The sequence below is a fragment of the Nocardioides sp. SRI_004 genome (genome assembly GCF_057586415.1).
Genome location: NZ_JBYCZV010000009.1, coordinates 135,326 through 159,747 on the forward strand (window position 1 = coordinate 135,326; position 24,422 = coordinate 159,747).

Here is a 24,422-nt window from a genome sequence, read left to right on the forward strand (position 1 = left end):
TCGAGGCTCCGCCCGGAGCCCCACCGGAAGGAAGTACCGATGAGTGGTCCCACCGTCGCCGTGATCGGCGCGGGCATCAGCGGCCTCACGATGAGCAAGATGCTCGCCGACTACGGCCTGGAGTTCACGACCTTCGAGTCGTCGGACCGGGTCGGTGGCAACTGGGCCTTCGGGAACCCGAACGGGCACAGCAGCGCCTACCGCTCGCTGCACATCGACACCTCGAAGCACCAGCTGTCCTTCCGGGACTTCCCGATGCCGGACAGCTACCCCGACTTCCCTCACCACACCCAGATCAAGGACTACCTCGACGCCTACGCGGACGCCTTCGACATCCGCCGGCGCATCGAGTTCGAGAACGGCGTGGTCAGCGCCGAGCGCCGCCCCGGCGGCGGCTGGGACATCACCGACCAGGCCGGCCGCACGCGTCCGTTCGACGTGCTCCTCGTCGCGAACGGCCACCACTGGGACCCCCGCTTCGCGGAGTTCCCCGGCGAGTTCACCGGCGAGACGATCCACTCCCACGCCTACATCGACCCGTGGACGCCCCTGCACCTGATGGACAAGCGGATCCTCGTGGTCGGGATCGGCAACAGTGCCGCGGACATCACCGTCGAGCTGTCGCAGAAGGCGATGCGCAACCAGGTCACCCTGTCCACGCGCAGCAGTGCGTGGATCGTGCCGAAGCTGATGTACGGCAAGGCGGCGGACATGAACTTCCGCACCACGCCGCACCTCCCGCTGGCGTGGCAGCGCAAGCTGATGCAGATGGGCCAGGTCCTCACTGCCTCGAACCCCACGCTCTACGGCCTGCCCGCGCCCAACCACAAGTTCTTCGAGGCGCACCCGACGCAGTCCGGTGAGCTGCCCCTGCGGCTGAAGTCCGGTGACGTCACCCCGAAGGGCAATGTCACCCGCCTCGACGGGGAGACCGTCCACTTCGAGGACGGCACGAGCGCGGACTTCGACGTGATCATCTACGCGACCGGCTACAACATCACCTTCCCCTTCTTCGACCCCGAGCTGATCAGCGCGCCCGACAACGAGATCCGCCTCTACAAGCGGGTCTTCAAGCCGGGCTTCGACGACCTCGCCTTCATCGGCTTCGCGCAGGCGACGCCGACGCTGTTCCCGTTCGTCGAGTGCCAGACCCGGATGGTCGCGGCCTGGCTGGTCGGCCGCTACGCGACGCCACCGGTCGCGGAGATGGAGCGGGTGATCGACGAGGACACGCAGAAGTACACCGGCCACATGGTCCAGACCGCGCGGCACACCCAGCAGCTCGACTACTTCATCTACGAGCACGACCTGCGGGTCAAGGAGATCCCGGCCGGACTCGCCCGGGCGGGCCAGGGGGCCGCGCGATGAGCGACGAGCGGCTCTGGGCACGGATGGTCGACCGGCGCAGCGTCAACCGGGGCGACCAGCGTCGGGCGGCCCTGCTGGAGGCCCTCGACGAGCTGCTCCGCGAGCAGACCCTCGAGGAGGTCAACGTCGCGGAGATCTCGCGCCGCGCCGGCGTGACGCGCTCGGCGTTCTACTTCTACTTCGAGAGCAAGGCGACCGCGGTCCTGGCCCTCATGGCCGAGCTGTACGACGACGCGTCGGACGCGACCGACCTGCTGGTCAAGGCCGAGGGCGAGCCCCGGGCCCGGATCCGCACGGTCGTCGCGACCCTCTTCGACTCGGTCGACCGCACCCCGCACACCTACCGCGCCCTCCTCGAGGCGCGCGCCACCAGCCCCGCGGTGCGCGAGCTGTGGGAGGCCGGCCGTGCCGAGTTCGCGGAGATGACCGCGGAGATGATCGAGCGCGAGCGGGCCGTCGGGCACGCGCCCGCGGGCGGCGACGCGCACGTGCTCGCCGCCGTCCTCCTCGACCTCAACGACCACGCCGTCGAGCGGCACGCGATGGGCGTCGGGCCCGAGCGCGAGGCCCACATCGACGCGATCACCCACATCTGGATCCAGAGCATCTACGGGAGCACGCGATGAGCACCACCTTCGACTTCACCTCGGCGGGCGTGCGCTGCGCCGCGACCCACTTCACCGGTGCCGACGGCGCGCCGGTCGTCGTCCTCGCGCACGGCCTGGCCGGCACCCAGGACGCCGGGATGTTCCCGTTCGCCGAGGCCTTCGCGGCGGCCGGGCTGCACGCGGTCACCTTCGACTACCGCGGCTTCGGCGCGAGCGACGGCTCGCCGCGCCAGGTCGTCTCGCTCGCCGGCCAGGTCGCCGATCTCCACGCGGCGGTCGACGCCGCGAAGCGCCTGCCCGGTGTCGACGCGGGTCGTGTCGTGCTGTGGGGCGTCTCGCTCGGGGGCGGCCACGTCGTCTCCGCCGCTGCCGAGCGGGACGACGTCGCGGCGGTGGTGTCCGTCGTACCCATGGTGGACGGGCTGGCGGCGGCCAGGCTCGCGACGAAGCACCACGCGCCCGGTCAGCTGTTGGCGTCGACAGGTCGCGGCCTCGCGAGCGCCGTACGACGCAGGGCCGGCCGCGGTCCCTCGATGATCCCCGTCGTGGCCCGCCCCGGTGAGCCCGGCGCGCTGACGCTGGAGGGCGCCTACGAGGACTACCTCTCGATCGCGGGTCCGACCTGGCGCAACGAGATCGCGGCCGACGTGGTCCTGGAGCTCGGCACCCGCGCGCCCGCGAAGGCCGCGGCGTCGCTGGAGGTGCCGTGGCTGGTGCAGGTCGCCGACTTCGACCGGAGCGCCCCGCTGCAGGCCGCGATGAAGGCGGCCTTCGCGGGCCGGGCCGAGGTCCGGCACTACCCGGGCGACCACTTCGACCTGTTCGCCGGCAAGCCCTTCCACGAGGCGGCCCTCGAGCACGCGCTCCACTTCCTGCGCCGCCACGTCTCCGTGCCCGCACCCGAGCTGGAGCCGGTCAATGGCTGACACCGTCCAGGGCCTGCTGCTCGCGCACGCCGACCGCGACACCCCCGGCTTCCGGCACGGCGACGACACGTGGACCTGGCGCGAGGTCGTCGCGGGGAGCGCCGCCCGCGCGCACGTGCTGCACGCGCTCGCCCGCGACGGCGACCCGCTCCACGTCGGCGTCCTGCTGCCCAACAGCGCCGAGATGGCGTTCGCCATCGCCGCCGGTGCGGTCGCTGGGCACGTCACGGTCGGCATCAACCGGACCCGCCGCGGCGAGGCGCTGGCCGCCGACGTACGACGGGCCGACTGCCGGGTGCTGCTCACCGACGGGGCCCACCTGCCGCTGCTGGAGGGTCTCGACCTCGGTGGCGCGGTCGTCGTCGACACCGACCGGCCGGACTGGCGGGAGAAGGTCGCGGCCGCGCCGACGACGACCGACGGCTTCCGGGTGGCCTCGACGACGGACACCTTCATGCTCATCTTCACCTCGGGCACGAGCGGTGAGCCGAAGGCCGTGCAGGTCGCGAACTTCATGGTCGTCATGGCGGGCAGCGTGCTCGTCGACAAGTACGGCCTCGACGCCACCGACGTCGTCTACTGCTCGATGCCGTTGTTCCACAGCAATGCGGTGATGGCGGGCTTCGCGGTGAGTGCGGCCTCCGGCGCTGCCTTGGCCCTCGCGGAGTTCTCCGCGCGGCACTTCATCGACGACGTCCGGCGCTACGGGGCGACCTACCTCAACTACGTCGGCAAGCCGCTCGCCTACGTGCTGGCCACGCCCGAGCGCCCCGACGACGCGGACAACCCATTGCGGTTCGCGTTCGGCAACGAGGCCTCCGACCGCGACATCCGCGAGTTCGCGGCGCGCTTCGGCTGCTCGGTCTGGGACGGCTTCGGCTCGACCGAGTCGGCGGTGATCATCACCCGCACCGAGGACACCCCGGCCGGCTCGATCGGCGTCCCCTTCGACGGGGTGGCGGTCTACGACAGGCTCACCCGGCAGGAGTGCCCGCGCGCGGTGCGGGACGCGGACGGGCGTGTGACGAACCTCGACCAGGCCGTCGGTGAGCTGGTCAACACCCAGGGTGCGGGCTTCTTCGCCGGCTACTACAACGACCAGCGGGCGACGGCGGAGCGGCTGGACGGAGGGATGTACTGGTCCGGCGACCTCGCCTACCGCGACGAGGACGGCTTCGTCTTCCTCGCCGGCCGCACCGACGACTGGCTCCGCGTCGACGGCGAGAACCTCGCCGCCGCGCCCGTCGAGCAGTTGTTGCTGCGGCACCCCGCGATCTCCCAGGCGGCCGTGTACGCCGTCGCCGACGAGCGGGTCGGCGACCAGGTGATGTGTGCGCTGGTGCTGCGCGACGGGGCCTCGCTCGCGCCGGAGGACTTCGCGGCGTTCCTGGCCCAGCAGCCCGACCTGTCGCCGAAGGCGTGGCCGCGGCACGTGCGGATCGCCGCCGCCCTGCCGAGCACGGCGACCAACAAGGTGCTCAAGCGTGAGCTGCGGGCCCAGGCCCTCGACACCGACGACCTGCTCTGGTCGCGGGGCGAGCGGGACCACCACTACGCCGAGCTGGTCAGGAGCGACGCATGAGCTTCGACACGATCGTCCGCGGCGGCCGCTGGTTCGACGGGACGGGCGCGCCGTCCGCGGTGCGCCACCTCGGGATCCGTGCCGGCCGCGTGGTCGCGGTCAGCGAGGAGCCCCTCGACGAGACCGGCTGCCCGCGGGTCATCGACGCCACCGGGCACTGGGTGCTGCCGGGCATGGTCGACATCCACACGCACTACGACGTCGAGGTGCTCGTCCAGCCCGGCCTGTCGGAGTCGCTGCGCCACGGCATCACCACGACCTTCCTCGGGTCCTGCTCGCTCTCCACCGTGCACGCCGCGCCCGAGGACGCCGGCGACCTGTTCGGCCGCGTCGAGGCGATCCCGCGCCCCTACGTCGTCGGCGCGCTCGAGCAGCTGAAGACCTGGACCACCGCGGGGGAGTACGTCGCCGCGCTGGAGCAGCTGCCGCTCGGCCCCAACGTCGCCGCGTTCATCGGCCACTCCGACATCCGCTCCGCGCGGATGGGGCTGGCCCGCTCCACCGACCCCGCGGTGAGGCCGACCGCGGCCGAGCTGGCCCGGATGGAGGCGGACCTGGTCGATGCGCTCGACGAGGGCTTCATCGGGATGTCCTCGCAGGAGCTGATGTTCGACAAGCTGGACGGGGAGACCTGCCGCTCGCGGACCCTGCCGTCGACGTACGCGAAGGGCAAGGAGCGGCGGCGCCTGAACCGGGTCCTGCGCAGGAGGGGGCGCGCGCTGCAGGGCGGACCCGACGTCGCGAAGCCGCAGAGCCTGGCCCGGATGGCGTTCAGCAGCGCCGGCTGGGGCCGCAAGCCCGCGCTCAAGGTGAGCCTGCTGTCGGCCGCCGACATCAAGGCGATCCCGATGGTCGCGCACCTGTTCCCACTGATCGCCCGCACGGTGAACCGCTGCGGCGGCGACCTGCGCTTCCAGCACCTGCCGGTGCCCTTCGAGGTCTACTCCGACGGCATCGCGCTGCCCGTCTTCGAGGAGTTCGGCTCGGGCGCTGCCGCCCTGCACCTGTCGAACCAGATCGAGGAGCAGCGGGCGCTGCTCGCCGACGAGGACTACCGCCGCTGGTTCCGCAAGGACTACGACAAGAAGTACGGGCCCCGTGTGTGGCACCGCGACTTCTTCGACGCCGAGATCACCGAGTGCCCCGACGCCGACGTCGTGGGCAGGACCTTCGGCCAGGTCGGTGTCGAGCGGGGCGGGATCCACCCCGTCGACGCCTTCCTCGACCTCGTCGTGGAGCACGGCGAGAAGGTGCGCTGGCGCACGACGATCTCCAACCACCGGCCGAAGGTGCTCGACAAGCTCACGGCGGACCCGGGTGTGCAGCTCGGCTTCTCCGACGCTGGCGCGCACCTGCGCAACATGGCCTTCTACAACTTCGGCCTGCGGCTGCTGCGGCGGGTCCGCGACGCGGAGTCGACGCCGCGGCCCTTCATGAGCGTCGAGCACGCCGTGCACCGGCTGACCGGGGAGCTCGCCGACTGGTACGGCCTCGATGCCGGGCACCTGCGCGTCGGCGACCGGGCCGACCTCGTCGTGATCGACCCCGAGCGCCTCGACGCGTCGCTCGACGAGTACGCCGAGGCGCCGGTCCCGGCCTTCGGCAACCTCTCGCGGATGGTCAACCGCAACGACGCCACGGTCGCCGCGGTGCTCGTCGGCGGGGAGCTGGTCGTGGCCGACGGCCTGCCGACCGACGTGGTCGGCGCCCGTCGTACCGGGAGCTTCCTGCGGGCTACCGGCTGATCCGGGCGGCGAACCGGGCGAGCAGCGCGCGCAACTCGTCCGGCGCCTCCACCTCGAAGTCGCAGTCCAGGCCGGCGAGGACCAGCACCGGCCAGTCCAGGGTGTCGGTGTCCATCGTCATCCGGCAGCGGTCCTCGCCGAGCGGCTCGATGCTCGCCCACCGCGCGACGCTCGCCTCGGCCGTCGCCGCGGGCACGGCCATCGTGACGACGACCCGGTGCTGGCGCGGCCGGGTGCGCAGGCCCTGGCTGACGTACGCCGCCGCATCGCCGCCCGGGATCTCCCGCGGGCGGAACCGCTGGCCCGAGGTCGTGGGCGTGCCCTCCACCCGGTCGACCCGGAAGGAGCGCCAGTCCTGCCGGTCGCGGTCGTACGCCGCCAGGTACCACCGCCGCCCCAGGTTGACGAGGCGGTGCGGCTCCACCCGCCGCACGGTGGCGCTGCCGTCGGCGGCCGTGTAGGCGAACGAGACCGCCTCGTCGTCCCGGCAGGCCTGGGCCAGCGTGGTCAGCACGGCGGGGTCGAGGACCGGCCCGCCGGCCCAGGCCATGCCCTCGGTCTGCGTCTGCAGGGCGGCCATCCGCCGGCGCAGCCGCGGCGGCATCAGCGCGATCACCTTGGTGAGCGCCTGCAGCGTGGTGTCCTCGAAGCCGGGGACGCCGCCGTTGGCCGCGGCGCGCAGGCCGACCGCGACCGCGACCGCCTCGTCCTCCTCGAGCAGCAGCGGGGCCATCGCCCCGCCGGCCCGCAGCTGGTAGCCGCCGGCGGCCCCGCGGACCGCGTCGACGTCGTACCCGAGGTCGCGCAGGCGCTCCACGTCGCGGCGCAGCGTGCGCTCGGAGACCTCCAGCCGCCCGGCGAGCTCGCCGCCGGTCCAGAACCGGTGGGTCTGGAGGAGGGACAGGAGGCGGAGCATCCGGGCGCTCGTCGACATGTCTCCGAGATTAGATCGGAATCAGGACAGAAGTTGACCTAAAACGTTCCTAGCGTGGTGGTCATGGAGAAGAACACGAGCAGGACAGGCAGCAGCGGCCCGGTCATCCGCACCTCCGGACTGACCCGCCACTACACGCGCAGCAAGCAGACGATCGAGGCCGTGCGCGGCCTCGACCTGGAGGTGGCGGCCGGCGAGCTGGTCGCCTTCCTCGGCCCCAACGGCGCCGGCAAGTCGACGACCCTGCGGATGCTGACGACGCTCATCGCCCCCACCTCCGGCACCGCCGAGGTCGCCGGCCACGACGTCGTCCGCGAGCGCGCCGCGGTCCGCCGCTCGATCGGGTACGTCGGCCAGGGCAACGCCGCCGGCCACCAGTTCCGCGGCCGCGACGAGGTGATGAGCCAGGCCCGGGCGCACGGCCTGTCCCGGCAGGACGCCCGCGCGCGGACCGAGGAGCTGCTGGAGGCGTTCGACCTGACCGAGCACGCCGACCGCCCGGTCGCCCGGCTCTCCGGCGGCCAGCGCCGCCGGCTCGACGTCGCCATCGGCCTCGTCCAGGAGCCGCCGATCCTGTTCCTCGACGAGCCCTCCACGGGCCTCGACCCGCAGAACCGGGTCAACCTCCAGGAGCAGGTGCGCCGCCTGAACGCCGAGCTCGGGACCACGATCGTGCTGACCACGCACTACCTCGAGGAGGCCGACGCGCTCGCCGGCCGCGTCATCGTCATCGACCACGGACAGGTCATCGCCGACGACTCGGCCGCCGCGCTCAAGTCGGCGCTCGGCGACCTGGTCGCGATGGACTTCGCCTCCGCCGACGCCGCCCGGGCCGCCGCGGAGCGGGCCGACCGCGTCGCCGGCGCACAGGTGGTCGTGACCGGCAGCCACGTCGAGCTGCGGGCCGCCTTCGGGCGCGACGCCGCCCCCGCCCTGGTCGCCGACCTGGCGGCCGCCGGTACGCCGGTCACCCGCCTCGAGGTCGTCGGGCCGACCCTCGACGACGTCTTCCTCAACCTCACCGGGCGCAGCCTGCGCGAGAACCAGTCCACCCCCAGCGAAGGAGCAGCGGCATGACCATCGAGATGACCACCGACCTGGGCGGCGCCGCCCCCACCGTGCCCGCCCGCCGTCGTACCCCTGTCGCGGCGCGGCCCGTCGGCCTCGCCGCCGACATCTGGAACGTCCTGCTCCGTGAGCTCCAGCCGGTGCTCCGCCAGCCGGCGTCCGTCCTGTTCGCCATGGTGCAGCCGCTGGTGTTCCTCGGCCTGTTCGCGCCGCTGCTGCCGGAGAGCCCGGACGGCTCCGCGCTGCAGTGGTTCGTGCCCGGCATCGTCGCGATGACCGCGCTGATGAGCGCGTCCTTCACTGGCGCCAACCTGTCGGAGGAGATCATCAGCGGCTCGTTCGAGCGGCTGCTCGTCTCGCCGGTGCGCCGCTCCTCGCTGATGATCGGCAAGGCGCTGCGGGAGATGGTGCCGCTCGTCCTTCAGACCGCGATCATCGTCGCGGTCGTGGCGCCCTTCGCCTTCGACCTGCACCTGGGCGGCGTGCTTCTCGGCATCGTCGTGCTGGTGCCCTTCAGCGTCGGCCTCGGCGCGCTGAGCCTCGCGCTCGCGATCGCCGCGAAGGAGCAGGCGTGGATCTTCTGGACCGTCCAGCAGACCGTGATCTTCCCGCTCCTGCTGCTCGCCGGCGTGCTGCTCCCGCTCGACGGCGCCCCCGGCTGGCTGCAGACCGCGTCCGACCTCAACCCGCTGAAGTACCTCGTGGACGCCGAGCGCGCGCTGTTCGCCGGCTCGTTCCCGGTGGACACGATCGTCTCCGGCTTCGCCGCGTCGTTCGTGGTGGGTGCGCTCGGGCTGTGGGCAGGCGTGCGGACGATGGATCGCGCCAGCTGAGCGCCGGCTCCCCAGGTCGTCCCGCGGGTCTCAGATCCGCGGGACGACCTCGCCGAGCAGTGCCCCCATCCGGGTGGCCGCGGCGCGACCGGCCTCGAGCACCTCGGCGTGGTCGAGCGGCTCGCCGCTCAGGCCGGCGGCGAGGTTGGTGACCAGGCTGATGCCGAGGATCTCCATCCCGGCCTCCCGGGCCGCGATCGCCTCGAGCGTCGTGCTCATGCCGACCAGGTGCCCGCCGAGGATGCCGGCCATCCGCACCTCGGCCGGGGTCTCGTAGTGAGGGCCGGTGAACTGGACGTAGACGCCCTCGTCGAGGCTCGGCTCGACCTCGCGGCACAGCTCGCGCAGCCGCGGGGAGTACAGGTCGGTGAGGTCGACGAAGTTGGCGCCGACGATGGGGGACTGGCCGGTGAGGTTGATGTGGTCGCTGATCAGCACCGGGGTGCCGGGCGTCCAGGTCTCCTTGAGGCCGCCGCAGCCGTTGGTGAGCACGATCGCGCGGCAGCCCGCGGCGGCCGCCGTACGGACGCCGTGGACGACGGCCGGGACGCCCTTGCCCTCGTAGTAGTGCGTGCGGCTCAGGAAGGCGAGCAGGTGCCGGTCGCCGTCCTCGCCGGGCAGCCGGATCGAGCGGACCTTGCCGGAGTGGCCGACGACGGCCGACGCACCGAAGCCGGGGAGGTCCGTCACGGAGATCTCGGTCGTGTTCTCGCCCGTCGGGTCCAGCGCCTCGGCGGCCGGCAGCCAGCCGGAGCCGAGGACCAGCGCGACGTCGTGGCGGGCGACCCCCGTCAGCTCGGCGAGGCGGGCGGCGGCCTCTTCGGCCAGGGCGTACGGCGAGGGCGTGTCGTTCACGCGGCGAGACTACTCGTCAACGGCCCGTCACCACGTGTCGACGAGGGCCTCCGGCACGAACCCGTGCCGCACCCGCTGGGGGTGGTCGCCGACCTCGCGGTAGGCGAGCTCCTCGCCGGTCTCGGTGTCGATCACGGCGACGGCGTCGCTGCCGGACAGCGAGACCCAGCAGGTGTCGTGGAGGCCCTCGGTGGTCCAGTACGGCTTCAGGTAGGTGTGACCGGTGGTCGCCTCGTCGAAGATCCGGTAGCGGCCCGACTCCCGGTCGACCAGGGCCGCGTAGTCGTCCATCGTCCCGGCGACGCACAGCGTGTCGCCGTCGGCGTTGATCGACAGGCCGTGGTGGGCCGAGTCGTTCACGTACTGCTCGCGCGGCATCTTGGGCACGCGGTTGGGCAGCGGCACCAGCCGGGTGACGGCACCGACCGCCGGCTCGGGGACGCCGCCGAGCTTGTAGTCGGTCCTGCCGTTGAGGTCGGGCGCCTGGGTGTCGAACTCGACGAACCCGTGGAAGAAGGAGACCTGGAAGTAGACGTAGCGCTCGTCGGGCGAGACCGCCATCGGTCGTACGGCGCTGCTCATGTCCGGGTAGCCGGCCTCGGCCAGCTCGCGCCCGATGCCCCAGCGGCGCTGGACCGAGAAGTCCGAGCTGCGCACCACCTGGAACCAGCGGTCGCCCTTGAGGCCGTCGAGCAGCGGCAGGTCACCCGGCGTGTAGACCAGCCCGATCGAGGCGTGGAAGATCTGCTCGCCGTCGCGGGTGTAGTTGCTCTCGTGGGGCGTCTCGCCCGAGGCGAAGGTGCGCATCCGGTCGCCCATCGTGACCACGGTCCCGTCGGGGAGGACCTCGTCGACCATCGAGAACTCGATGACCTGGCGCTCGGTCGAGTCCGACACCAGCAGCCGCCGGCCGTCGGGGGAGACGGCCATGTGGTCGCTGCGGTGCCCGTCCATCGGCTGCTCGCGCACGATCGAGTCCGGGTCGCCGGCCGTCGCCTTCGCGATGTCGATCCACACGACGTCGGCGAAGCTCGGCCGCGACACGGCGAGGTAGCGGCCGTCGCGGGTGGTGAACATGTCGTCGACGAACTGGTCGTGGCCCTCGCCGGGGCCGTAGCGGATCAGCAGGAAGTAGGCCTGCGCGACCAGGTCCTTGCGGATGTCGGCGAGCTCCTGCGCCTTGTCCGGGATCAGGTCCACGCCCCGCTTCAGCACGGTGAAGTCGTCGGCGTCGACGATGCTGGCCGTGCCGGCCCAGTTGTTGCCGACCCACATCACGTCACGCAGCCGCGTGGGCGGCTCCTGCGCGGGGGCCGCGCCGGGCACGAGGGCGAGCGAGGCGACGCACAGGGCGGTGGCGGTCGTGGCCAGGGTGAGACGACGCAGCATTACCTGACAACGATTCAGGTTCGCCGGGGGTACGGCCTCCCCGTCAGAGGCCGGTGGAGCGGCAGTCGCGCCGGCGCAGCGCCTCGACGTAGTCGGCCGGGGCATCGGCCGACTCGGCGGCGTCCGCGATCACCCCGAGGTACGACGCCGAGGGCAGCCCGCCCTCGTAGGCGTCGAGCACGTAGGTCCACGCCACGATCTCGCCGACCATGGTCGAGACCCGGACCTTCGTCTTGCGGTAGAGGCCGGAGTCGGCCGACTCCCACTGGTCGAGGTTCGGCTCGTCGAGCGGGCTGACGTCGTACACGGCGACGTACACGGCGGTGGTCGGGTCCTGGACGATCGTCGCGAGCGCGCCGTCCCAGCCGTGCTCCTCGCCGCCGAAGGTCAGCCGCCACCCGGTCAGCCACCCCGTCGTCTGCAACGGGGAGTGCGGGCACCGCTCGCCCATCCGGAGGGGATCGAGGTTGGTCCCGTAGGCGGCGTACGTCGTCACCCGGTCAGGTTAGTGCGTGGAGCACGCCGTCCCGGGCAGCCGGATCAGCGCGGCACGTAGAGCAGTCCGCTGTTCGGGGTGCCGGCCGAGCAGAGGAGCAGCAGGCACTGCCTCTCCGCGCCCGTGACCTTGCCCTTGCTCGTCGCACCGACGATGGCGGAGTGCACCGTCGCCGGCGACGCGCTCGGGTGCGCGTCGAGGTAGAGGGCGGCCGCGCCGACGACGTGCGGCGTGGCCATCGAGGTGCCGCTGATCGTCCGGGTCGTGCTGCCCTTCCAGTCCGAGGTGATCTCGACGCCGGGGGCGAAGAGGTCGACGCAGGTGCCCCAATTGGAGAAGGTCGCCCGCGCGTCGGTGCGGTCGGAGGCCGCGACGGTCAGCACGCCGGGCACCCGGGCGGGTGAGGTCTTGCACGCGTCGACGTTGTCGTTGCCGGCCGCCACGACGACGCTCACCCCGTCGGCGATCACGTTGCGCACGGCGGTGTCCATCGCCGCCGACACCGGCCCGCTGAGGCTCATGTTCACGACCGCCGGCTGGCCCGCGCGGTGGTGGCGCACCACCCAGTCGAGGCCCGCGACGACCTGCGAGGTCTCGCCGCTGCCCGCGCAGTCGAGCACCCGTACGCCGATCAGGCGCACCCGCTTCGCGACGCCGTACCGCGATCCGCCGGCCGTCCCCGCGACGTGGGTGCCGTGGCCGTTGCAATCCTGGGCGGTCCGGTCGCGGTCGACGGTGTCGGTGCCGGACACGGCCCGGCCGCCGAAGTCGGGATGACCGGTCTGGAGCCCGGTGTCGACCACGTAGACGTTCACCCGGGAGCCGGTGCGGGCGTAGGTGTAGGCGCGGTTCAGGGGCAGCGAGCGCTGGTCGATCCGGTCCAGGCCCCAGCTCGGCGTCGGGGTCTGGGTGGCGGTGGTGCGGTAGGTCTTCTCGAGCTCCACCGAGCGGACCCGGGCGTCACCGCGCAGGAGCGTCAGGAGCGAGTCGGTCAGCGTGGCGGCGAAGCCGTCGACGGCGCTGGAGAACAGGGCCGTGACCTGCCCACCGCGGCTGGTCACCAGCGAACGGGCGGCCGCGGCCGGGTCGGTGCCGGGCTGCAGCGTGACGACCACGTCGAGGAGCCCCGCCGGCGCCGCCGTCACAGGAGCCCGGGCCGGTGCGGGAGCCGGTGCGGCCACCGCCTGACAGCCGAGCGCGAGCACGCTCGCGAGAACCACACTGCCGATGCGCATCATCGTCGGACCAACTCCTGTCCGGGCGCGCCCCCACGACGTCCCCCGCAGGAACAACGCGCCTCCCGGCCCGACGTGACGGTCGGGCCGGGAGGCGCGTGTCGTGATCCGGTACCTCGACGAGCCTCAGCTGCCGGTGTACAGCAGGTGGTTGGCCGGCGTGGCGGGGGAGCAGACGACCAGCAGCACGCACGTGCGCGCGGTCCCGGTGACCTTGTTCTTCGTGCTCGCCCCGACGATGGCGGTGCCGACGGCCGCCGGCGTCGCGGACGGGTGGGACTCCAGGTAGAGCGCGGCGGCGCCGGCCACGTGCGGGGTCGCCATCGACGTACCGCTGATCGTGTTGGTGCCATTGGCCAGCCACGCGGAGGTGATGTCGACACCGGGCGCGAACAGGTCGACGCAGGTGCCGCGGTTGGAGAAGCTGGCGCGGGCGTCGTTGCGGTCGCTGGCGGCGACGGTGAGCGCGTTCGGGACCCGGGCGGGCGACTTCGTGCACGCGTCGGTGTTCTCGTTGCCCGCGGCGACCGCCATGGTCACCCCGTCGGCGATGACCCGGTTGACGGCGGCGTCCAGCGCGGTCGAGGCGCCACCGCCGAGGCTCATGTTGGCCGCGGCCGGCTGGCCGGCCTGGTGGTGGGCGACGACCCAGTCGAGGCCGGCGACGACGCCCGAGGTGGCGCCCGAGCCGTTGCAGTCGAGGACGCGCACGCCGATCAGGTGCGCGTTCTTGGCGAGGCCGTACGACGAGCCGCCGATCGTGCCCGACACGTGGGTCCCGTGACCGTTGCAGTCGGTGGCGTTGCCGTCGTTGTCGACCGTGTCGGTGCCGGAGACCGCGCGACCGCCGAAGTCGGGGTGGGTGGTCAGGATGCCGGTGTCGACGACGTACACGTCGACGCCCTGCCCGGTGGCCGTCGACGAGTAGGAGCTGTCGAGCGGGAGGTTGCGCTGGTCGACGCGGTCCAGACCCCAGCTCGGCGTGGGGGTCTGGGTGTCGCTGATCCGCACCGGCAGGTCGAGCTCGACCGAGCGGACCCGCGGGTCGCCCTTCAGCTGCGTGAGCAGGGCGTCCGGCACGGTCGCCGAGAAGCCCCTGAGGGCGTGCGAGTAGACGTGGGTGACCTTGCCGCCCCTCCGGGTGGCGAGGGCGCGGGCCGCGGCGGGGGCGTCGGCCCCCGGCTCGAGCGTGACGATCACCTTGACCGGCCCGCTCGCCTCCGTGGCCGCGGGGGCGGCCTGGGTGGCTGACGGGACGGCCGCGAGGCCCGCGCACGCGAGCGCGCAGGCAGCAAGGAATCCGGGAATCCGAGACATGGGGGAGCACTCCTCGATCGTGGTCGGCGACCCCTTCAGCCGCCGTACCGGTGAGTAGCCCGCACTCTGCCCCAGCGTGATGTGAGACACAAGCACACCCCCTACTAGGCTTGGGTCGTGACCCACTTCGATGTCCTCGTCCTCGGTGCCGGCCCCGGTGGGTATGTCGCCGCGATCCGCGCCGCCCAGCTCGGCAAGTCCGTTGCCGTGATCGAGAAGAAGTACTGGGGCGGTGTGTGCCTCAACGTGGGCTGCATCCCGTCCAAGGCACTGCTCAAGAACGCCGAGCTGGCGCACACGCTGACGCACGAGAAGGCCAAGTACGGCATCGAGGGCGACGCGACGATGGCCTACGGCCCGACGCACGCCCGCTCCCGCCAGGTGAGCGCCGGCATCGTCAAGGGCGTCCACTACCTGATGAAGAAGAACAAGATCACCGAGGTCGACGGCTGGGGCACCCTGACCGGTCCGAAGACGATCTCGGTGGCGCTCAACGACGGCTCGACCGCCGAGTACACCTGCGACGACCTGATCCTCGCCACCGGCGCGACCGTCCGGTCGGTCCCGGGCGTGGAGCCCAACGGCAAGAACATCGTCACCTACGAGGAGCAGATCCTCGACGAGAACCTCCCGTCGTCGATCGTCATCGGCGGCTCGGGCGCGATCGGTGTCGAGTTCGCCTACGTGCTGAAGAACTTCGGCGTCGACGTGACCATCGTCGAGTTCCTCGACCGGATGGTCCCGACCGAGGACGCCGACGTGTCCAAGGAGCTCGCCAAGCACTACAAGAAGCTCGGCGTGAAGGTGCTGACCTCGACCGCCGTCAAGGGCGTCGAGGACACCGGCTCCGGCGTCAAGGTCCGCATCGCCCCGGCCGCCGGTGGCGACGAGCAGGTCCTGGAGGCCGACAAGTTCCTCGCGGCCTTCGGCTTCGCCCCGCGCGTCGAGGGCTACGGCCTCGAGGCCGCCGGTGTCGCGCTGACCGACCGCGGCGCGATCGCGATCGACGAGTACTGCCGCACCAACGTCGACGGCGTCTACGCCATCGGCGACGTCACCGGGAAGTTCATGCTCGCCCACGTCGCCGAGGCGATGGGCATCGTCGCCGCCGAGACCCTCGCGGGTGCCGAGACCATGCCGGTCGAGTACGACTTCGTCCCGCGGGCGACGTACTGCCAGCCCCAGATCGGCTCGTTCGGCTACAGCGAGCAGCAGGCCAAGGACAAGGGGTACGACGTCAAGACGGCCTCGTTCCCGTTCTCGGCCAACGGCAAGGCCCAGGGCCTCGGCGAGGGCGTCGGCTTCGTGAAGATCGTCGCGGACGCCGAGCACAACGAGATCCTCGGTGCCCACATGATCGGCCCCGACGTGACCGAGCTCCTGCCGGCGCTGACCCTGGCGCAGAAGTGGGACCTGACCGCCGACGAGGTGGGCCGCAACGTGTTCGCCCACCCGACGCTGTCCGAGGCCGTCAAGGAGGCGATCCACGGGATCGCCGGCCACATGATCAACCTGTAGGGCCGGCCCGGCTCGACACCTTCCGCCGGCCGGACGCGATTGGCCCCGGGGCTCCCGGGGTAGGTCCCGTCCGGTCGGGGAGACGACGCCACCCCGACGTTCTCGGACGGGAGGCGACCATGCAGGTCACACCACAGGACCTCTGCAAGCTGGCCGACATCTGCCTTGCGGAGTCGAAGGGCATCAACAAGGGCTGGAGCAGCGGCGCGGTCGCCCTGCAGGTCGACGCCGGTGCGGCCGGCAACTCCGCGGGCGGTCCCGCCCTCGTCGCCAGCCACGTCGCGTGCGTCGACGCCGGTGACCTCGCGGTCGGACGGCTCGCGGCCGTCCTCGAGGGCGACATGGACGACCTCTACACGACCGCGTTCGACCTGACCGCACAGGACGAGGAGGCCGCCCGGCTCAGCCGGGCGACGCGCGACGAGGTCACGACGAACCCGTTCCTGCAGGGCCTGCTGGGGCTGGTGTAGGCGATGGCACTGGGGATCTGGCGGCTGGGCGAGGACGCCCCCGACCTCGACGCGGCCGCCGCCGGCTGGGAGGACCTGGACGGCCTGCTCGGCGGTTCCGGCGACCGGGTGAACGAGGGCGCGCGCTCCGTGTACGCCGCCGGCTGGGAGGGGGCGACCGCCGACTCCTACGCCGGCCACCGCCAGCGCATCGTGGCGTCCCTCGACACCGCGAGCGAGATCGCGCGGAACGCCGCGCGGGTCCTGCGCGACGGTGCGGGCAGCGTGCGCTCGGCGGAGTCGCAGCTGGACGCGTCGTGGGCGAAGGTCGCGGGCATCCGCCACTTCGGCCTCCTGGGCTGGGTGACCTTCTACCCGGCCGACGATGCCGAGGAGAAGCGGGTCAAGGACGCCGAGGCGGAGGCGACCCAGATCCGCTCGGCACTCGACGGCGAGCTCGGCCGGTGCGATGCCGCGCTCAAGGAGCTCACCGGCCAGTGGGAGGCGATCGCGGCCACCTGGCAGCGCGTCGCCTCGGGTCAGGAGGACGGCTTCGACGTGCCCGCCGGCGCCGACGGCGTCGGCGTCCTCAACGTCGGCGGCCAGACGATCGTCAACACGGGCAGCGGCGACGACCGGGTCACCGTGTGGACCAACCCGGCCACCGGCGTGACCTTCGTGATCGTCAACGGCGTGCCCTACCGCGTGCCGGTCGGGCAGACGGTCGTCGTCCGCGCCGGCGACGGCAACGACACGATCACCGTCTCCTCGAGCGCGGACGTCGACGTCACCGTCGTCGGTGGCGAGGGCAACGACACGGTCCGGAGCACGAGCGACGGCGACACCACGGTTCTCGGCGGCGACGGCCAGGACAGCGTCGACGCCGGCGGCGGCGACAGCTACGTCTCCGGTGGCGCCGACCGCGACTACCTCGACGGCGAGGGTGGCGACGACCAGCTCTACGGCGGGCACGGCGACGACACCGTCTACGGGACCGACGGCGACGACACGGTCGCGGGCGGCGAGGGGAAGGACTACCTCGAGGGCGCGCGGGGCGACGACCTGGTCCTCGGCGGAGCCGGTGACGACGTGGTCTCCGGCGGCCGTGACGACGACACCCTCGTCGGCGGGGCCGGCGACGACGTCGCCTACGCCGGCCGGGGCGACGACACGACGTACGGCGGCAGCGGCAGCGACACGGCCTACGGCGAGGACGGCGACACCCACGCCGGCGACGTCGAGACACGGACCCGTGTGCGGATCGAGCTGGACGACCTGTCGGACTTCATCCGGATCGAGGGCTCGCCGGAGTTCGTCGCGCGCACCCAGGCCGACCTGGACCTGCTCGCCGCGTCGCCGACCGGCCAGGAGATGCTCGCCCGGCTCAAGGCGGAGCACGACGACTCCGGCTTCCTGGGCATCGGTCGCGACACCGTCACCATTCGCGAGCTCGGCGAGGACAACAACTACGCCCACGAGGACGGCACCATCGAGTACAACCCGCACCGGCAGGGCTCGGGGGAGGGGCGGCCCCCGATCGCCGGGCTGTACCACGAGATGGCGCACATCTACGACTTCTTCAGCGAGAACTTCGACGGCACGCCGTACGACGGTGACGCGACGGTGGACCACGGCGTCGCGCAGGGCGAGCGCACCGCCGTGGGGCTGCCGGTCGACCACGACCACGACCCGTCGACCCCCGAGCGCGTCGACCCGGACCACCCCGCGGTCCTGACCGAGAACGGGCTGCGTGACGAGCTCGGCTGGGACCGCCGTGAGTCCTACAGCTGACCGGCCGCGGCGGGCGCGCCGGAGGGTGGCGCTCGCGGCGCTCCTCCCGGTCGTCCTCGGTGCCCTCGCCGCCTGTGGTGGCGACCGCACCGACCGTGACGACCGGGACGACCGCGACCCGACGGGGCCGGGCGCCGGACCGGCGGCCCCGACGACGCCGACGCCGACCGCGACGCTCGACAGCACCCGGCTCGCCGTCGAGGCGTCGGTCGAGGTCGACGCCGACGCGGTGGTGGTGACGTGGTCGGTGACCAACCGCTCGGGCGCGCCCGTCCTGGTCACGAACCGGGTGCCCGACGACTCCGGCCGGCTCTCCGACGGTCCCGACCAGACCTACGTGCTGCCGGGGGACGAGCCGGGCCGGGTCGAGCTCGCCAAGCGCGTGCTGCCGGTGGCCGCCGACGCGGTCGGCGACGCGTTCCCGTGGATCGGGGTGACCGAGCTCGGCGACGGTCGCGAGCTGGGCGAGACCGTGCGGATGCCGCTGCCCCTGCGGGCCTACGCGCCCCCGGCGCCGGGCGGCGACGACGTCCGGCTGCCCGAACCGGCCACGTCGGTCGTGTTCTGCGTCGGGGTGCTCTCGGGGCGCGAGCCCGCCTGGGGGTTCAAGGACGACGGCGGCATCGCCCGGGTCAACCACGGCCGGGCCGCCGAGGGCCAGACGACCCGGTGCTCCGAGCCGGTCGCCCTGCCCTGACCGGCGCCCCGGCGGCGTCCCGGCGTCCGGCACCGGCTGCAAGAATGACGGCCATGACCCGAGTGGTGATCGTCGGCGGCGGACCCGGTGGCTACGAGTCGGCGCTGGTCGCCGCGCAGCTCGGGGCGGAGGTCGTGGTCGTCGACTCCGACGGCATCGGCGGCTCGGCCGTGCTGACCGACTGCGTGCCGAGCAAGACGCTGATCGCCACCGCCGAGGTGATGACCGACCTGCTCGAGGCGGGCCAGCTCGGCATCGAGGTGGACTCGCCGCGCGTCGACCTGGCGAAGGTCAACGCGCGGGTGAAGCTGCTCGCGCTCGCCCAGTCGGCCGACATCGAGAGCCGGCTCGCCCGCGAGGGGGTGACCGTCGTCCACGGTCGGGGCCGGCTCGACGGCCCCGCCCGGGTGGTCGCGACCCACGACGACGGCACCGAGTCGTCGTACGACGCCGACGCGATCCTCGTCGCGACCGGCGCCGCGCCGCGGACCCTCCCCAGCGCCCAGCCCGACGGCGAGCGGATCCTCACCTGGGAGCAGGTCTACGACCTCGACGTGGTGCCCGAGCACATGATCGTCGTCGGCTCGGGTGTCACCGGAGCCGAGTTCGCCAGCGCCTACCAGGCGCTCGGCATCCCGGTCACCCTCGTCTCCTCGCGGGAGCGGATCCTGCCGGGCGAGGACCAGGACGCCGCCCAGGTGCTCGAGGACGTCGCCACCCGCCGCGGCATGACCGTGCTCGGCCAGTCGCGCATGCAGTCGGTGGCCCGCGACGGCGACGTGGTCACGGTGACGCTCGCCGACGGCCGCGAGGTCACCGGTTCGCACTGCATCCTGGCCCTCGGCTCGGTGCCCAACACGACCGGACTCGGGCTCGAGGAGGCCGGGGTCCGGCTCGACGACGGCGGCTTCATCGAGGTCGATCGGGTCTCGCGCACCTCGGCCCGCGGTGTCTACGCCGCCGGCGACTGCACCGGCGTGTTCATGCTGGCCTCCGTCGCCGCCATGCAGGGGCGGATCGCGATGTGGCACTTCCTCGGCGACGCCGTGGCGCCGCTCGACCTGCGCGACGTCTCGTCCAACGTCTTCACCTCGCCGGAGATCGCGACGGTCGGCGTGACGCAGCAGCAGGTCGACGCGGGCAAGACCGCCGCCGAGGTCGTCCTGCAGCCGCTCGCCACCAACGCGCGCGCCAAGATGCAGGGCATCACCGACGGCTTCGTGAAGCTCTTCATCAGCCCGGGCTCCGGGGTGCTGCTCGGCGGCGTCGTCGTCGGCCCGCGGGCCTCCGAGCTGATCCACCCGGTGACGCTCGCGGTCAAGGAGCGGCTGACGGCCGACGAGTTCGCCAACACCTTCACCGTCTACCCGTCGATCAGCGGCTCGATCGCGGAGGCGGCCCGCCGACTCCACCAGGCGTGATGCCTGAGAGAATGGCGGCCATGCGCGTTCACCTCGGCTGCGACCACGCCGGCCTGGAGCTGAAGTCCCACCTCACCAGCTGGCTGACCGACAACGGCTACGAGCCGGTCGACCACGGTCCCTTCGTCTACGACGCGCTCGACGACTACCCCGTCTTCTGCCTGCGCGCCGCCGAGGGCGTGCGCGCCGACCGCGAGGCCGGGCTCGACAGCCTGGGCGTCGTGATCGGCGGCTCGGGCAACGGCGAGCAGATCGCCGCCAACAAGGTCAAGGGCATCCGCGCCGCGCTCGCGTGGTCGGAGGAGACCGCCAGCCTGGCCCGCGAGCACAACGACGCGTGGGTCGTCGCCGTCGGTGGCCGCATGCACACCATCGACGAGATGACCCGGCTGGTCGAGGTCTTCCTCAGCACGCCGTTCCCCGGCGACGAGCGCCACGTGCGCCGGATCGGCCAGATGGCGTCCTACGAGACGACGGGTGAGCTCCCGCCGCTGCCCGAGTCCGCTCTCGGGCACGGCCAGGCCTGATGCCCGAGGGGCACACCCTCCATCGCCTGGCCGGCGAGATCACGACCGTCTTCGGCCGCCGCCTCGTCCGTGTCGGCAGCCCGCAGGGACGCTTCGACGCCGGCGCCCGCCAGGTCGACGGCAGCCGCCTGCTCGATGCCGAGGCGTGGGGCAAGCAGCTGTTCGTCCGGTTCGAGGGCGAGCGCTTCGTGCACGTCCACCTCGGCCTCTACGGCACCTTCGACGTGTACGACGACGTGCCGGCCGTCCCCGAGCCCGTCGGCCAGGTGCGGCTGCGCCTGGTCCGCCCGGCCGGTGCGGGGGAGCAGGCGGCGTACGCGGACCTGCGCGGCCCGACCCGGTGCGAGCTGGTCACCGCCGCGGAGCGCGACGCCGTCACCGCGCGGATCGGGCCGGACCCGTTGCGGGAGGACGCGGAGCCGGACCGGGCGTGGGAGCGGATCGGTCGCAGCAGTGCCCCGATCGGGTTGCTGCTGATGGACCAGGCCGTCCTCGCGGGCGTCGGGAACGTCTACCGCGCCGAGGTGCTCTTCCGGCACCGGATCCACCCGATGCGGCCCGGCCGGACGCTTCGCGTCTCGCAATGGCGCGCGATCTGGGACGATCTGGTCGTGCTGATGCGGGAGGGAGTGCGCACCGGGCGGATCGACACCGTCCGGCCTGCCCACCTGCCCGAGGCCATGGGGCGCCCGCCGCGCGTGGACGACCACGGTGGCGAGGTCTACGTCTACCGGCGCGCGGGGCAGCCGTGCCACGTCTGCGGGCGCGCCGTCCGCACCGAGGTCCTGGGCGGGCGCAACCTCTTCTGGTGCGCCCGCTGCCAGCCCACCTTCCGCTCCCGGGCGGCGCGATGATCCGCGTCCTCCGGCGGTGGGTGCTGAGCGACCTCGGGATCGCGTCCGTGCTGGCCCTCTTCGCCGCCCTCGTGGTCGTCGGCATCTGGCTCGAGCCCGTCGACGTCCCGATCAACCTGATCTTCCTGCCGCTGGTGCTCGGGATCCTGTTCCTGAGCAGCCGGATGCTGCCGTGGTTCGCGGGCTACATCCTCCTCACGCTGGTGACCGCGGGTGTCCTGCAGGAGGAGTACACGATCCGGATCGCGACCGCGCTCGGCGTGATGGCGACGATCTCGGTGCTGGTCATCGTGATGTCCCTGCGTCGCGGGCAGATCGGCGTCGGGCCGCTGCGGGGCCAGTCGATGCTGGTCGACCTGCGCGACCGGATCCTCGCCCAGGGCGAGATCCCGACCCTGCCGCGCGAGTGGCTCGTGGAGTCGGCGCTGTCCTCCGCCGGCGGCTCGCCCTTCGCCGGCGACTTCGTGGTGGCGACGACCCGTTGGCGCGAGAGCCTGGAGCTGGTCGTGGTCGACGTCTCCGGCAAGGGCGAGGCGGCCGGGACCCGGGCGCTGCAGCTGTCCGGCGCGATGGGTGGCCTCGTCGGCGCGCTGCCTCCGGCGGGCTTCCTCCCCGCGGCCAACGACTACCTCCTCCAGCGCGCCTGGGAGGAGGGCTTCGCCACGGCCGTCCACGTCTCCGTCGACCTCGCCACGGGCGTCTTCGAGCTGCGCAGCGCCGGGCACCCGCCCGCGGTCCAGCGGCACGCGGGCTCGGGCCGGTGGGAGATGCTGCAGGCGGAGGGGCCGGTGCTCGGCATCGTCGAGGACGTCGAGTACGCCTGCATCCGGGGCCAGCTCGACCAGGGCGACAGCCTGCTGCTCTACACCGACGGGATGGTCGAGGAGCCGCGGCGCGACATCGAGCTCGGCATCGACCACATGCTGGGGGCGGCGGAGTCGCTACTGCGCAAGTCGTGGGACGGGCTCGCCGACCGGCTGGTCGGTGCCGTCGGATCGCCGGACGACGACCGCGCGCTGCTGCTCGTCCACCGACGCCCCTGAGTTGGGGCCCGGTAGGTGCCGTGTGGCACGATTGCCCGGGTCTTTCGGCGCGCCAGCGGGCGAGCCGTGAGCATCCGGGGATGTAGCTCAATGGTAGAGCCTCAGTCTTCCAAACTGATTACGCGGGTTCGATTCCCGTCATCCCCTCGAAGTTGCGGTCGGCTGCCCGTCAGCGGTCCGCTCGACGGGGCGTAGCGTAGTGGCTAGCGCGCCTGCTTTGGGAGCAGGAGACCGCAGGTTCGAGTCCTGTCGCCCCGACAGATCACCCCGATCGCACCAGCGGGCCCCGGCCCGCGCCCATTCATCAGACAGTAGGAGAACACCTGTGAAGAGCGCCGTCGAGACCTTGAGCCCGACCCGGGCCAAGCTGACCGTCGAGGTGCCCTTCGAGGAGCTCAAGCCGAGCCTCGACGCGGCGTACCAGAAGATCGCGAAGCAGATCAACGTCCCCGGCTTCCGCCGTGGCAAGGTCCCGCCGCAGGTCATCGACCGCCAGGTCGGCCGCGGCGTCGTCCTCGACGAGGCCGTCAACGAGGTCCTCCCGAAGGCCTACGTCGAGGCGCTGCAGGAGAACAACCTGACCCCGCTGGCGCAGCCCGACATCGAGGTCACGAAGTTCGAGGACAACGACGGCCTGGAGTTCACCGCCGAGGTCGACGTCAAGCCCGAGATCGACCTCCCGTCGTACGAGGGCCTCGAGGCGTCGGTCGACGACCTGGCGGTCACCGACGAGGACGTCGCCGAGCAGGTCGACGCCCTGCGCGAGCGCTTCGGCACCCTGAGCGACGTCGAGCGCGCCGTGCAGGACGGTGACTTCGTGGTCATCGACCTCGTCGCCACCAACGACGGCGAGGTCGTCGACGGCGCCGAGATCGCCGGCTTCTCCTACAAGGTCGGCAACGGCGGCATGATCGACGGCCTCGACGACGCGCTGGTCGGCATGGCGGTCGACGAGGAGAAGACCTTCACCACGCAGCTGGTCAGCGGCGAGCTCGTCGGCCAGGACGTCGAGGTCAAGGTCAAGGTCACCCAGGTCCAGGAGCAGGAGCTCCCCGAGCTGGACGACGACTTCGCCCAGGAGGCCTCGGAGTTCGACACCCTGGAGGAGCTCCGCGAGGACGTGCGCGAGCGGCTCACCCGCGGCAAGCGCCTCGAGCAGGCCGCTGCCGCCCGCGACGCCGTCCTCGAGGCGCTGCTGGAGAAGGTCGAGGTCCCGCTGCCCGAGACGATGGTGACCGAGGAGCTCAACGCCCGTCGCGCCAACCTGGAGCAGCAGCTGCAGTTCTCCGGCCTGACCCTCGAGAAGTACCTCGAGGAGGAGAACCAGACCCAGGAGGAGTTCGAGGCCGACCTCGAGCGCCGGGTCCGGGACGCCGTGGCCGCGCAGTTCCTCCTCGACGAGATCGCGGACAAGGAGGAGCTCGGTGTCGACCAGGGCGAGCTGACCCAGCACATGATCCGCCGCGCCCAGCAGTCCGGCCAGGACCCGCAGGAGTTCGTCAACCACATGTTCGAGCACAACCACGTGCCCGAGCTGGTCCAGGAGATCCGCCGCGGCAAGGCGCTGCAGCTGCTCGTCGAGGGTGCCGAGGTCAAGGACGCTGCCGGCAACGTCCTCGAGCTGAAGAACCTCAAGGCCGACGGCAGCATCGGCGACCCGGAGGCCGAGGCCGCCGAGGCGTCGGAGGAGGCCCCGGAGGCCGCCGCCGAGGAGACCACCGAGGCCTGAGCCTCGTCGCTTCGCTACCCCGTTGAGTGTACGACTG

The 24,422-nt window shown here is 72.4% G+C and carries 22 protein-coding genes and 2 tRNA genes; 18 read left to right on the forward strand and 6 right to left on the reverse strand.

The features are described from left to right. Positions 1–39 precede the first annotated feature (39 nt). From AC2YHB_RS14255 to AC2YHB_RS14275, 5 genes are read left to right on the forward strand one after another with little or no spacing between them, the layout of a single operon-like run. On the forward strand, positions 40–1,368 hold the full coding sequence (locus AC2YHB_RS14255; protein WP_487354177.1) for a flavin-containing monooxygenase: 1,329 nt from the start codon (positions 40–42) through the stop codon (positions 1,366–1,368). After that, positions 1,365–1,994, forward strand: coding sequence for a TetR/AcrR family transcriptional regulator (locus AC2YHB_RS14260; RefSeq protein ID WP_051931601.1), 630 nt, complete (start codon positions 1,365–1,367; stop codon positions 1,992–1,994). Before AC2YHB_RS14255 ends, AC2YHB_RS14260 begins: the two co-directional genes overlap by 4 nt. Continuing rightward, a complete protein-coding gene (locus AC2YHB_RS14265) occupies positions 1,991–2,902 on the forward strand; it encodes an alpha/beta hydrolase (RefSeq protein ID WP_487354178.1) in 912 nt (303 codons plus the stop codon). Before AC2YHB_RS14260 ends, AC2YHB_RS14265 begins: the two co-directional genes overlap by 4 nt. Further along, positions 2,895–4,484, forward strand: a complete 1,590-nt coding sequence (locus tag AC2YHB_RS14270) for an AMP-binding protein (protein WP_487354179.1) — start codon at positions 2,895–2,897, stop codon at positions 4,482–4,484. Before AC2YHB_RS14265 ends, AC2YHB_RS14270 begins: the two co-directional genes overlap by 8 nt. Beyond that, on the forward strand, positions 4,481–6,229 hold the full coding sequence (locus tag AC2YHB_RS14275) for an N-acyl-D-amino-acid deacylase family protein (protein WP_487354180.1): 1,749 nt from the start codon (positions 4,481–4,483) through the stop codon (positions 6,227–6,229). The genes AC2YHB_RS14270 and AC2YHB_RS14275 overlap by 4 nt, the downstream gene beginning before the upstream one ends. On the opposite strand, the gene AC2YHB_RS14280 is transcribed toward AC2YHB_RS14275, so the two are convergent. Then, entirely contained in the window at positions 6,219–7,163 is a 945-nt protein-coding gene (locus AC2YHB_RS14280; protein ID WP_487354181.1) for a helix-turn-helix transcriptional regulator, read from the reverse strand. The genes AC2YHB_RS14275 and AC2YHB_RS14280 overlap by 11 nt on opposite strands. Positions 7,164–7,226: 63 nt before the next feature. Between AC2YHB_RS14280 and AC2YHB_RS14285 the strand changes: the two genes are divergently transcribed. Together AC2YHB_RS14285 and AC2YHB_RS14290 are read left to right on the forward strand one after the other, a co-directional pair. Continuing rightward, the gene (locus AC2YHB_RS14285) at positions 7,227–8,240 is read left to right on the forward strand and encodes an ABC transporter ATP-binding protein (RefSeq protein WP_487354182.1); all 1,014 of its coding nucleotides are present in this window, start codon (positions 7,227–7,229) and stop codon (positions 8,238–8,240) included. After that, positions 8,237–9,064 carry an ABC transporter permease gene (locus AC2YHB_RS14290; protein ID WP_487354183.1) on the forward strand — a complete coding sequence of 276 codons (828 nt, stop codon included), beginning with the start codon at positions 8,237–8,239 and terminating at the stop codon, positions 9,062–9,064. The genes AC2YHB_RS14285 and AC2YHB_RS14290 overlap by 4 nt, the downstream gene beginning before the upstream one ends. Before the next feature lie 30 nt (positions 9,065–9,094). Here the strand turns inward: AC2YHB_RS14290 and AC2YHB_RS14295 are convergent, their stop codons facing one another. From AC2YHB_RS14295 to AC2YHB_RS14315, 5 genes are all read right to left on the reverse strand, one after another. Then, a complete protein-coding gene (locus AC2YHB_RS14295) occupies positions 9,095–9,919 on the reverse strand; it encodes a purine-nucleoside phosphorylase (RefSeq protein ID WP_179647798.1) in 825 nt (274 codons plus the stop codon). A 27-nt stretch (positions 9,920–9,946) separates the two neighbouring features. After that, the gene (locus AC2YHB_RS14300; protein WP_179647797.1) at positions 9,947–11,308 is read right to left on the reverse strand and encodes a YncE family protein; all 1,362 of its coding nucleotides are present in this window, start codon (positions 11,306–11,308) and stop codon (positions 9,947–9,949) included. A 43-nt stretch (positions 11,309–11,351) separates the two neighbouring features. Beyond that, complete coding sequence (locus AC2YHB_RS14305) at positions 11,352–11,804, reverse strand: gamma-glutamylcyclotransferase family protein (protein ID WP_036541723.1); 453 nt, start codon at positions 11,802–11,804, stop codon at positions 11,352–11,354. A gap of 44 nt (positions 11,805–11,848) precedes the next feature. Next, on the reverse strand, positions 11,849–13,042 hold the full coding sequence (locus AC2YHB_RS14310) for a S8 family peptidase (protein WP_487354184.1): 1,194 nt from the start codon (positions 13,040–13,042) through the stop codon (positions 11,849–11,851). A gap of 123 nt (positions 13,043–13,165) precedes the next feature. Next, the gene (locus AC2YHB_RS14315; protein WP_487354185.1) at positions 13,166–14,356 is read right to left on the reverse strand and encodes a S8 family peptidase; all 1,191 of its coding nucleotides are present in this window, start codon (positions 14,354–14,356) and stop codon (positions 13,166–13,168) included. A 117-nt stretch (positions 14,357–14,473) separates the two neighbouring features. On the opposite strand from AC2YHB_RS14315, the gene lpdA reads away from it, so the two are divergent. From lpdA to tig, 11 genes are all read left to right on the forward strand, one after another. After that, entirely contained in the window at positions 14,474–15,874 is a 1,401-nt protein-coding gene (gene lpdA / locus AC2YHB_RS14320; RefSeq protein WP_036541721.1) for a dihydrolipoyl dehydrogenase, read from the forward strand. Between the two features lie 119 nt (positions 15,875–15,993). After that, a complete protein-coding gene (locus tag AC2YHB_RS14325) occupies positions 15,994–16,344 on the forward strand; it encodes a hypothetical protein (RefSeq protein WP_051931593.1) in 351 nt (116 codons plus the stop codon). Between the two features lie 3 nt (positions 16,345–16,347). Then, entirely contained in the window at positions 16,348–18,114 is a 1,767-nt protein-coding gene (locus AC2YHB_RS14330; protein WP_487354186.1) for a M91 family zinc metallopeptidase, read from the forward strand. Next, the gene (locus AC2YHB_RS14335) at positions 18,098–18,811 is read left to right on the forward strand and encodes a hypothetical protein (RefSeq protein WP_179647794.1); all 714 of its coding nucleotides are present in this window, start codon (positions 18,098–18,100) and stop codon (positions 18,809–18,811) included. The genes AC2YHB_RS14330 and AC2YHB_RS14335 overlap by 17 nt, the downstream gene beginning before the upstream one ends. A 53-nt stretch (positions 18,812–18,864) precedes the next feature. Next, complete coding sequence (locus AC2YHB_RS14340; protein ID WP_179647793.1) at positions 18,865–20,232, forward strand: NAD(P)H-quinone dehydrogenase; 1,368 nt, start codon at positions 18,865–18,867, stop codon at positions 20,230–20,232. A 20-nt stretch (positions 20,233–20,252) separates the two neighbouring features. Further along, the gene (locus tag AC2YHB_RS14345) at positions 20,253–20,759 is read left to right on the forward strand and encodes a ribose-5-phosphate isomerase (RefSeq protein ID WP_179647792.1); all 507 of its coding nucleotides are present in this window, start codon (positions 20,253–20,255) and stop codon (positions 20,757–20,759) included. Further along, the gene (locus AC2YHB_RS14350) at positions 20,759–21,613 is read left to right on the forward strand and encodes an Fpg/Nei family DNA glycosylase (protein ID WP_487354187.1); all 855 of its coding nucleotides are present in this window, start codon (positions 20,759–20,761) and stop codon (positions 21,611–21,613) included. Before AC2YHB_RS14345 ends, AC2YHB_RS14350 begins: the two co-directional genes overlap by 1 nt. Beyond that, positions 21,568–22,656 (forward strand): PP2C family protein-serine/threonine phosphatase, encoded by a 1,089-nt coding sequence (locus AC2YHB_RS14355; RefSeq protein ID WP_051931591.1) that lies wholly within the window; start codon positions 21,568–21,570, stop codon positions 22,654–22,656. The genes AC2YHB_RS14350 and AC2YHB_RS14355 overlap by 46 nt, the downstream gene beginning before the upstream one ends. Before the next feature lie 76 nt (positions 22,657–22,732). Further along, a tRNA-Gly gene (locus AC2YHB_RS14360) sits at positions 22,733–22,803 on the forward strand. Between the two features lie 38 nt (positions 22,804–22,841). Beyond that, positions 22,842–22,914 (forward strand) — tRNA-Pro (locus AC2YHB_RS14365). Positions 22,915–22,981: 67 nt separating this feature from the next. Further along, entirely contained in the window at positions 22,982–24,385 is a 1,404-nt protein-coding gene (gene tig / locus AC2YHB_RS14370) for a trigger factor (RefSeq protein ID WP_179647790.1), read from the forward strand. Positions 24,386–24,422: the final 37 nt, after the last annotated feature.

Coding starts and splice junctions, on each gene's coding strand:
- AC2YHB_RS14255 (WP_487354177.1), top strand. CDS start 40: ATGAGTGGTCCCACCGTCGCCGTGATCGGCGCGGGCATCAGCGGCCTC.
- AC2YHB_RS14260 (WP_051931601.1), top strand. CDS start 1,365: ATGAGCGACGAGCGGCTCTGGGCACGGATGGTCGACCGGCGCAGCGTC.
- AC2YHB_RS14265 (WP_487354178.1), top strand. CDS start 1,991: ATGAGCACCACCTTCGACTTCACCTCGGCGGGCGTGCGCTGCGCCGCG.
- AC2YHB_RS14270 (WP_487354179.1), top strand. CDS start 2,895: ATGGCTGACACCGTCCAGGGCCTGCTGCTCGCGCACGCCGACCGCGAC.
- AC2YHB_RS14275 (WP_487354180.1), top strand. CDS start 4,481: ATGAGCTTCGACACGATCGTCCGCGGCGGCCGCTGGTTCGACGGGACG.
- AC2YHB_RS14280 (WP_487354181.1), bottom strand. CDS start 7,163: ATGTCGACGAGCGCCCGGATGCTCCGCCTCCTGTCCCTCCTCCAGACC.
- AC2YHB_RS14285 (WP_487354182.1), top strand. CDS start 7,227: ATGGAGAAGAACACGAGCAGGACAGGCAGCAGCGGCCCGGTCATCCGC.
- AC2YHB_RS14290 (WP_487354183.1), top strand. CDS start 8,237: ATGACCATCGAGATGACCACCGACCTGGGCGGCGCCGCCCCCACCGTG.
- AC2YHB_RS14300 (WP_179647797.1), bottom strand. CDS start 11,308: ATGCTGCGTCGTCTCACCCTGGCCACGACCGCCACCGCCCTGTGCGTC.
- AC2YHB_RS14310 (WP_487354184.1), bottom strand. CDS start 13,042: ATGATGCGCATCGGCAGTGTGGTTCTCGCGAGCGTGCTCGCGCTCGGC.
- AC2YHB_RS14315 (WP_487354185.1), bottom strand. CDS start 14,356: ATGTCTCGGATTCCCGGATTCCTTGCTGCCTGCGCGCTCGCGTGCGCG.
- AC2YHB_RS14325 (WP_051931593.1), top strand. CDS start 15,994: ATGCAGGTCACACCACAGGACCTCTGCAAGCTGGCCGACATCTGCCTT.
- AC2YHB_RS14330 (WP_487354186.1), top strand. CDS start 16,348: ATGGCACTGGGGATCTGGCGGCTGGGCGAGGACGCCCCCGACCTCGAC.
- AC2YHB_RS14340 (WP_179647793.1), top strand. CDS start 18,865: ATGACCCGAGTGGTGATCGTCGGCGGCGGACCCGGTGGCTACGAGTCG.
- AC2YHB_RS14345 (WP_179647792.1), top strand. CDS start 20,253: ATGCGCGTTCACCTCGGCTGCGACCACGCCGGCCTGGAGCTGAAGTCC.
- AC2YHB_RS14350 (WP_487354187.1), top strand. CDS start 20,759: ATGCCCGAGGGGCACACCCTCCATCGCCTGGCCGGCGAGATCACGACC.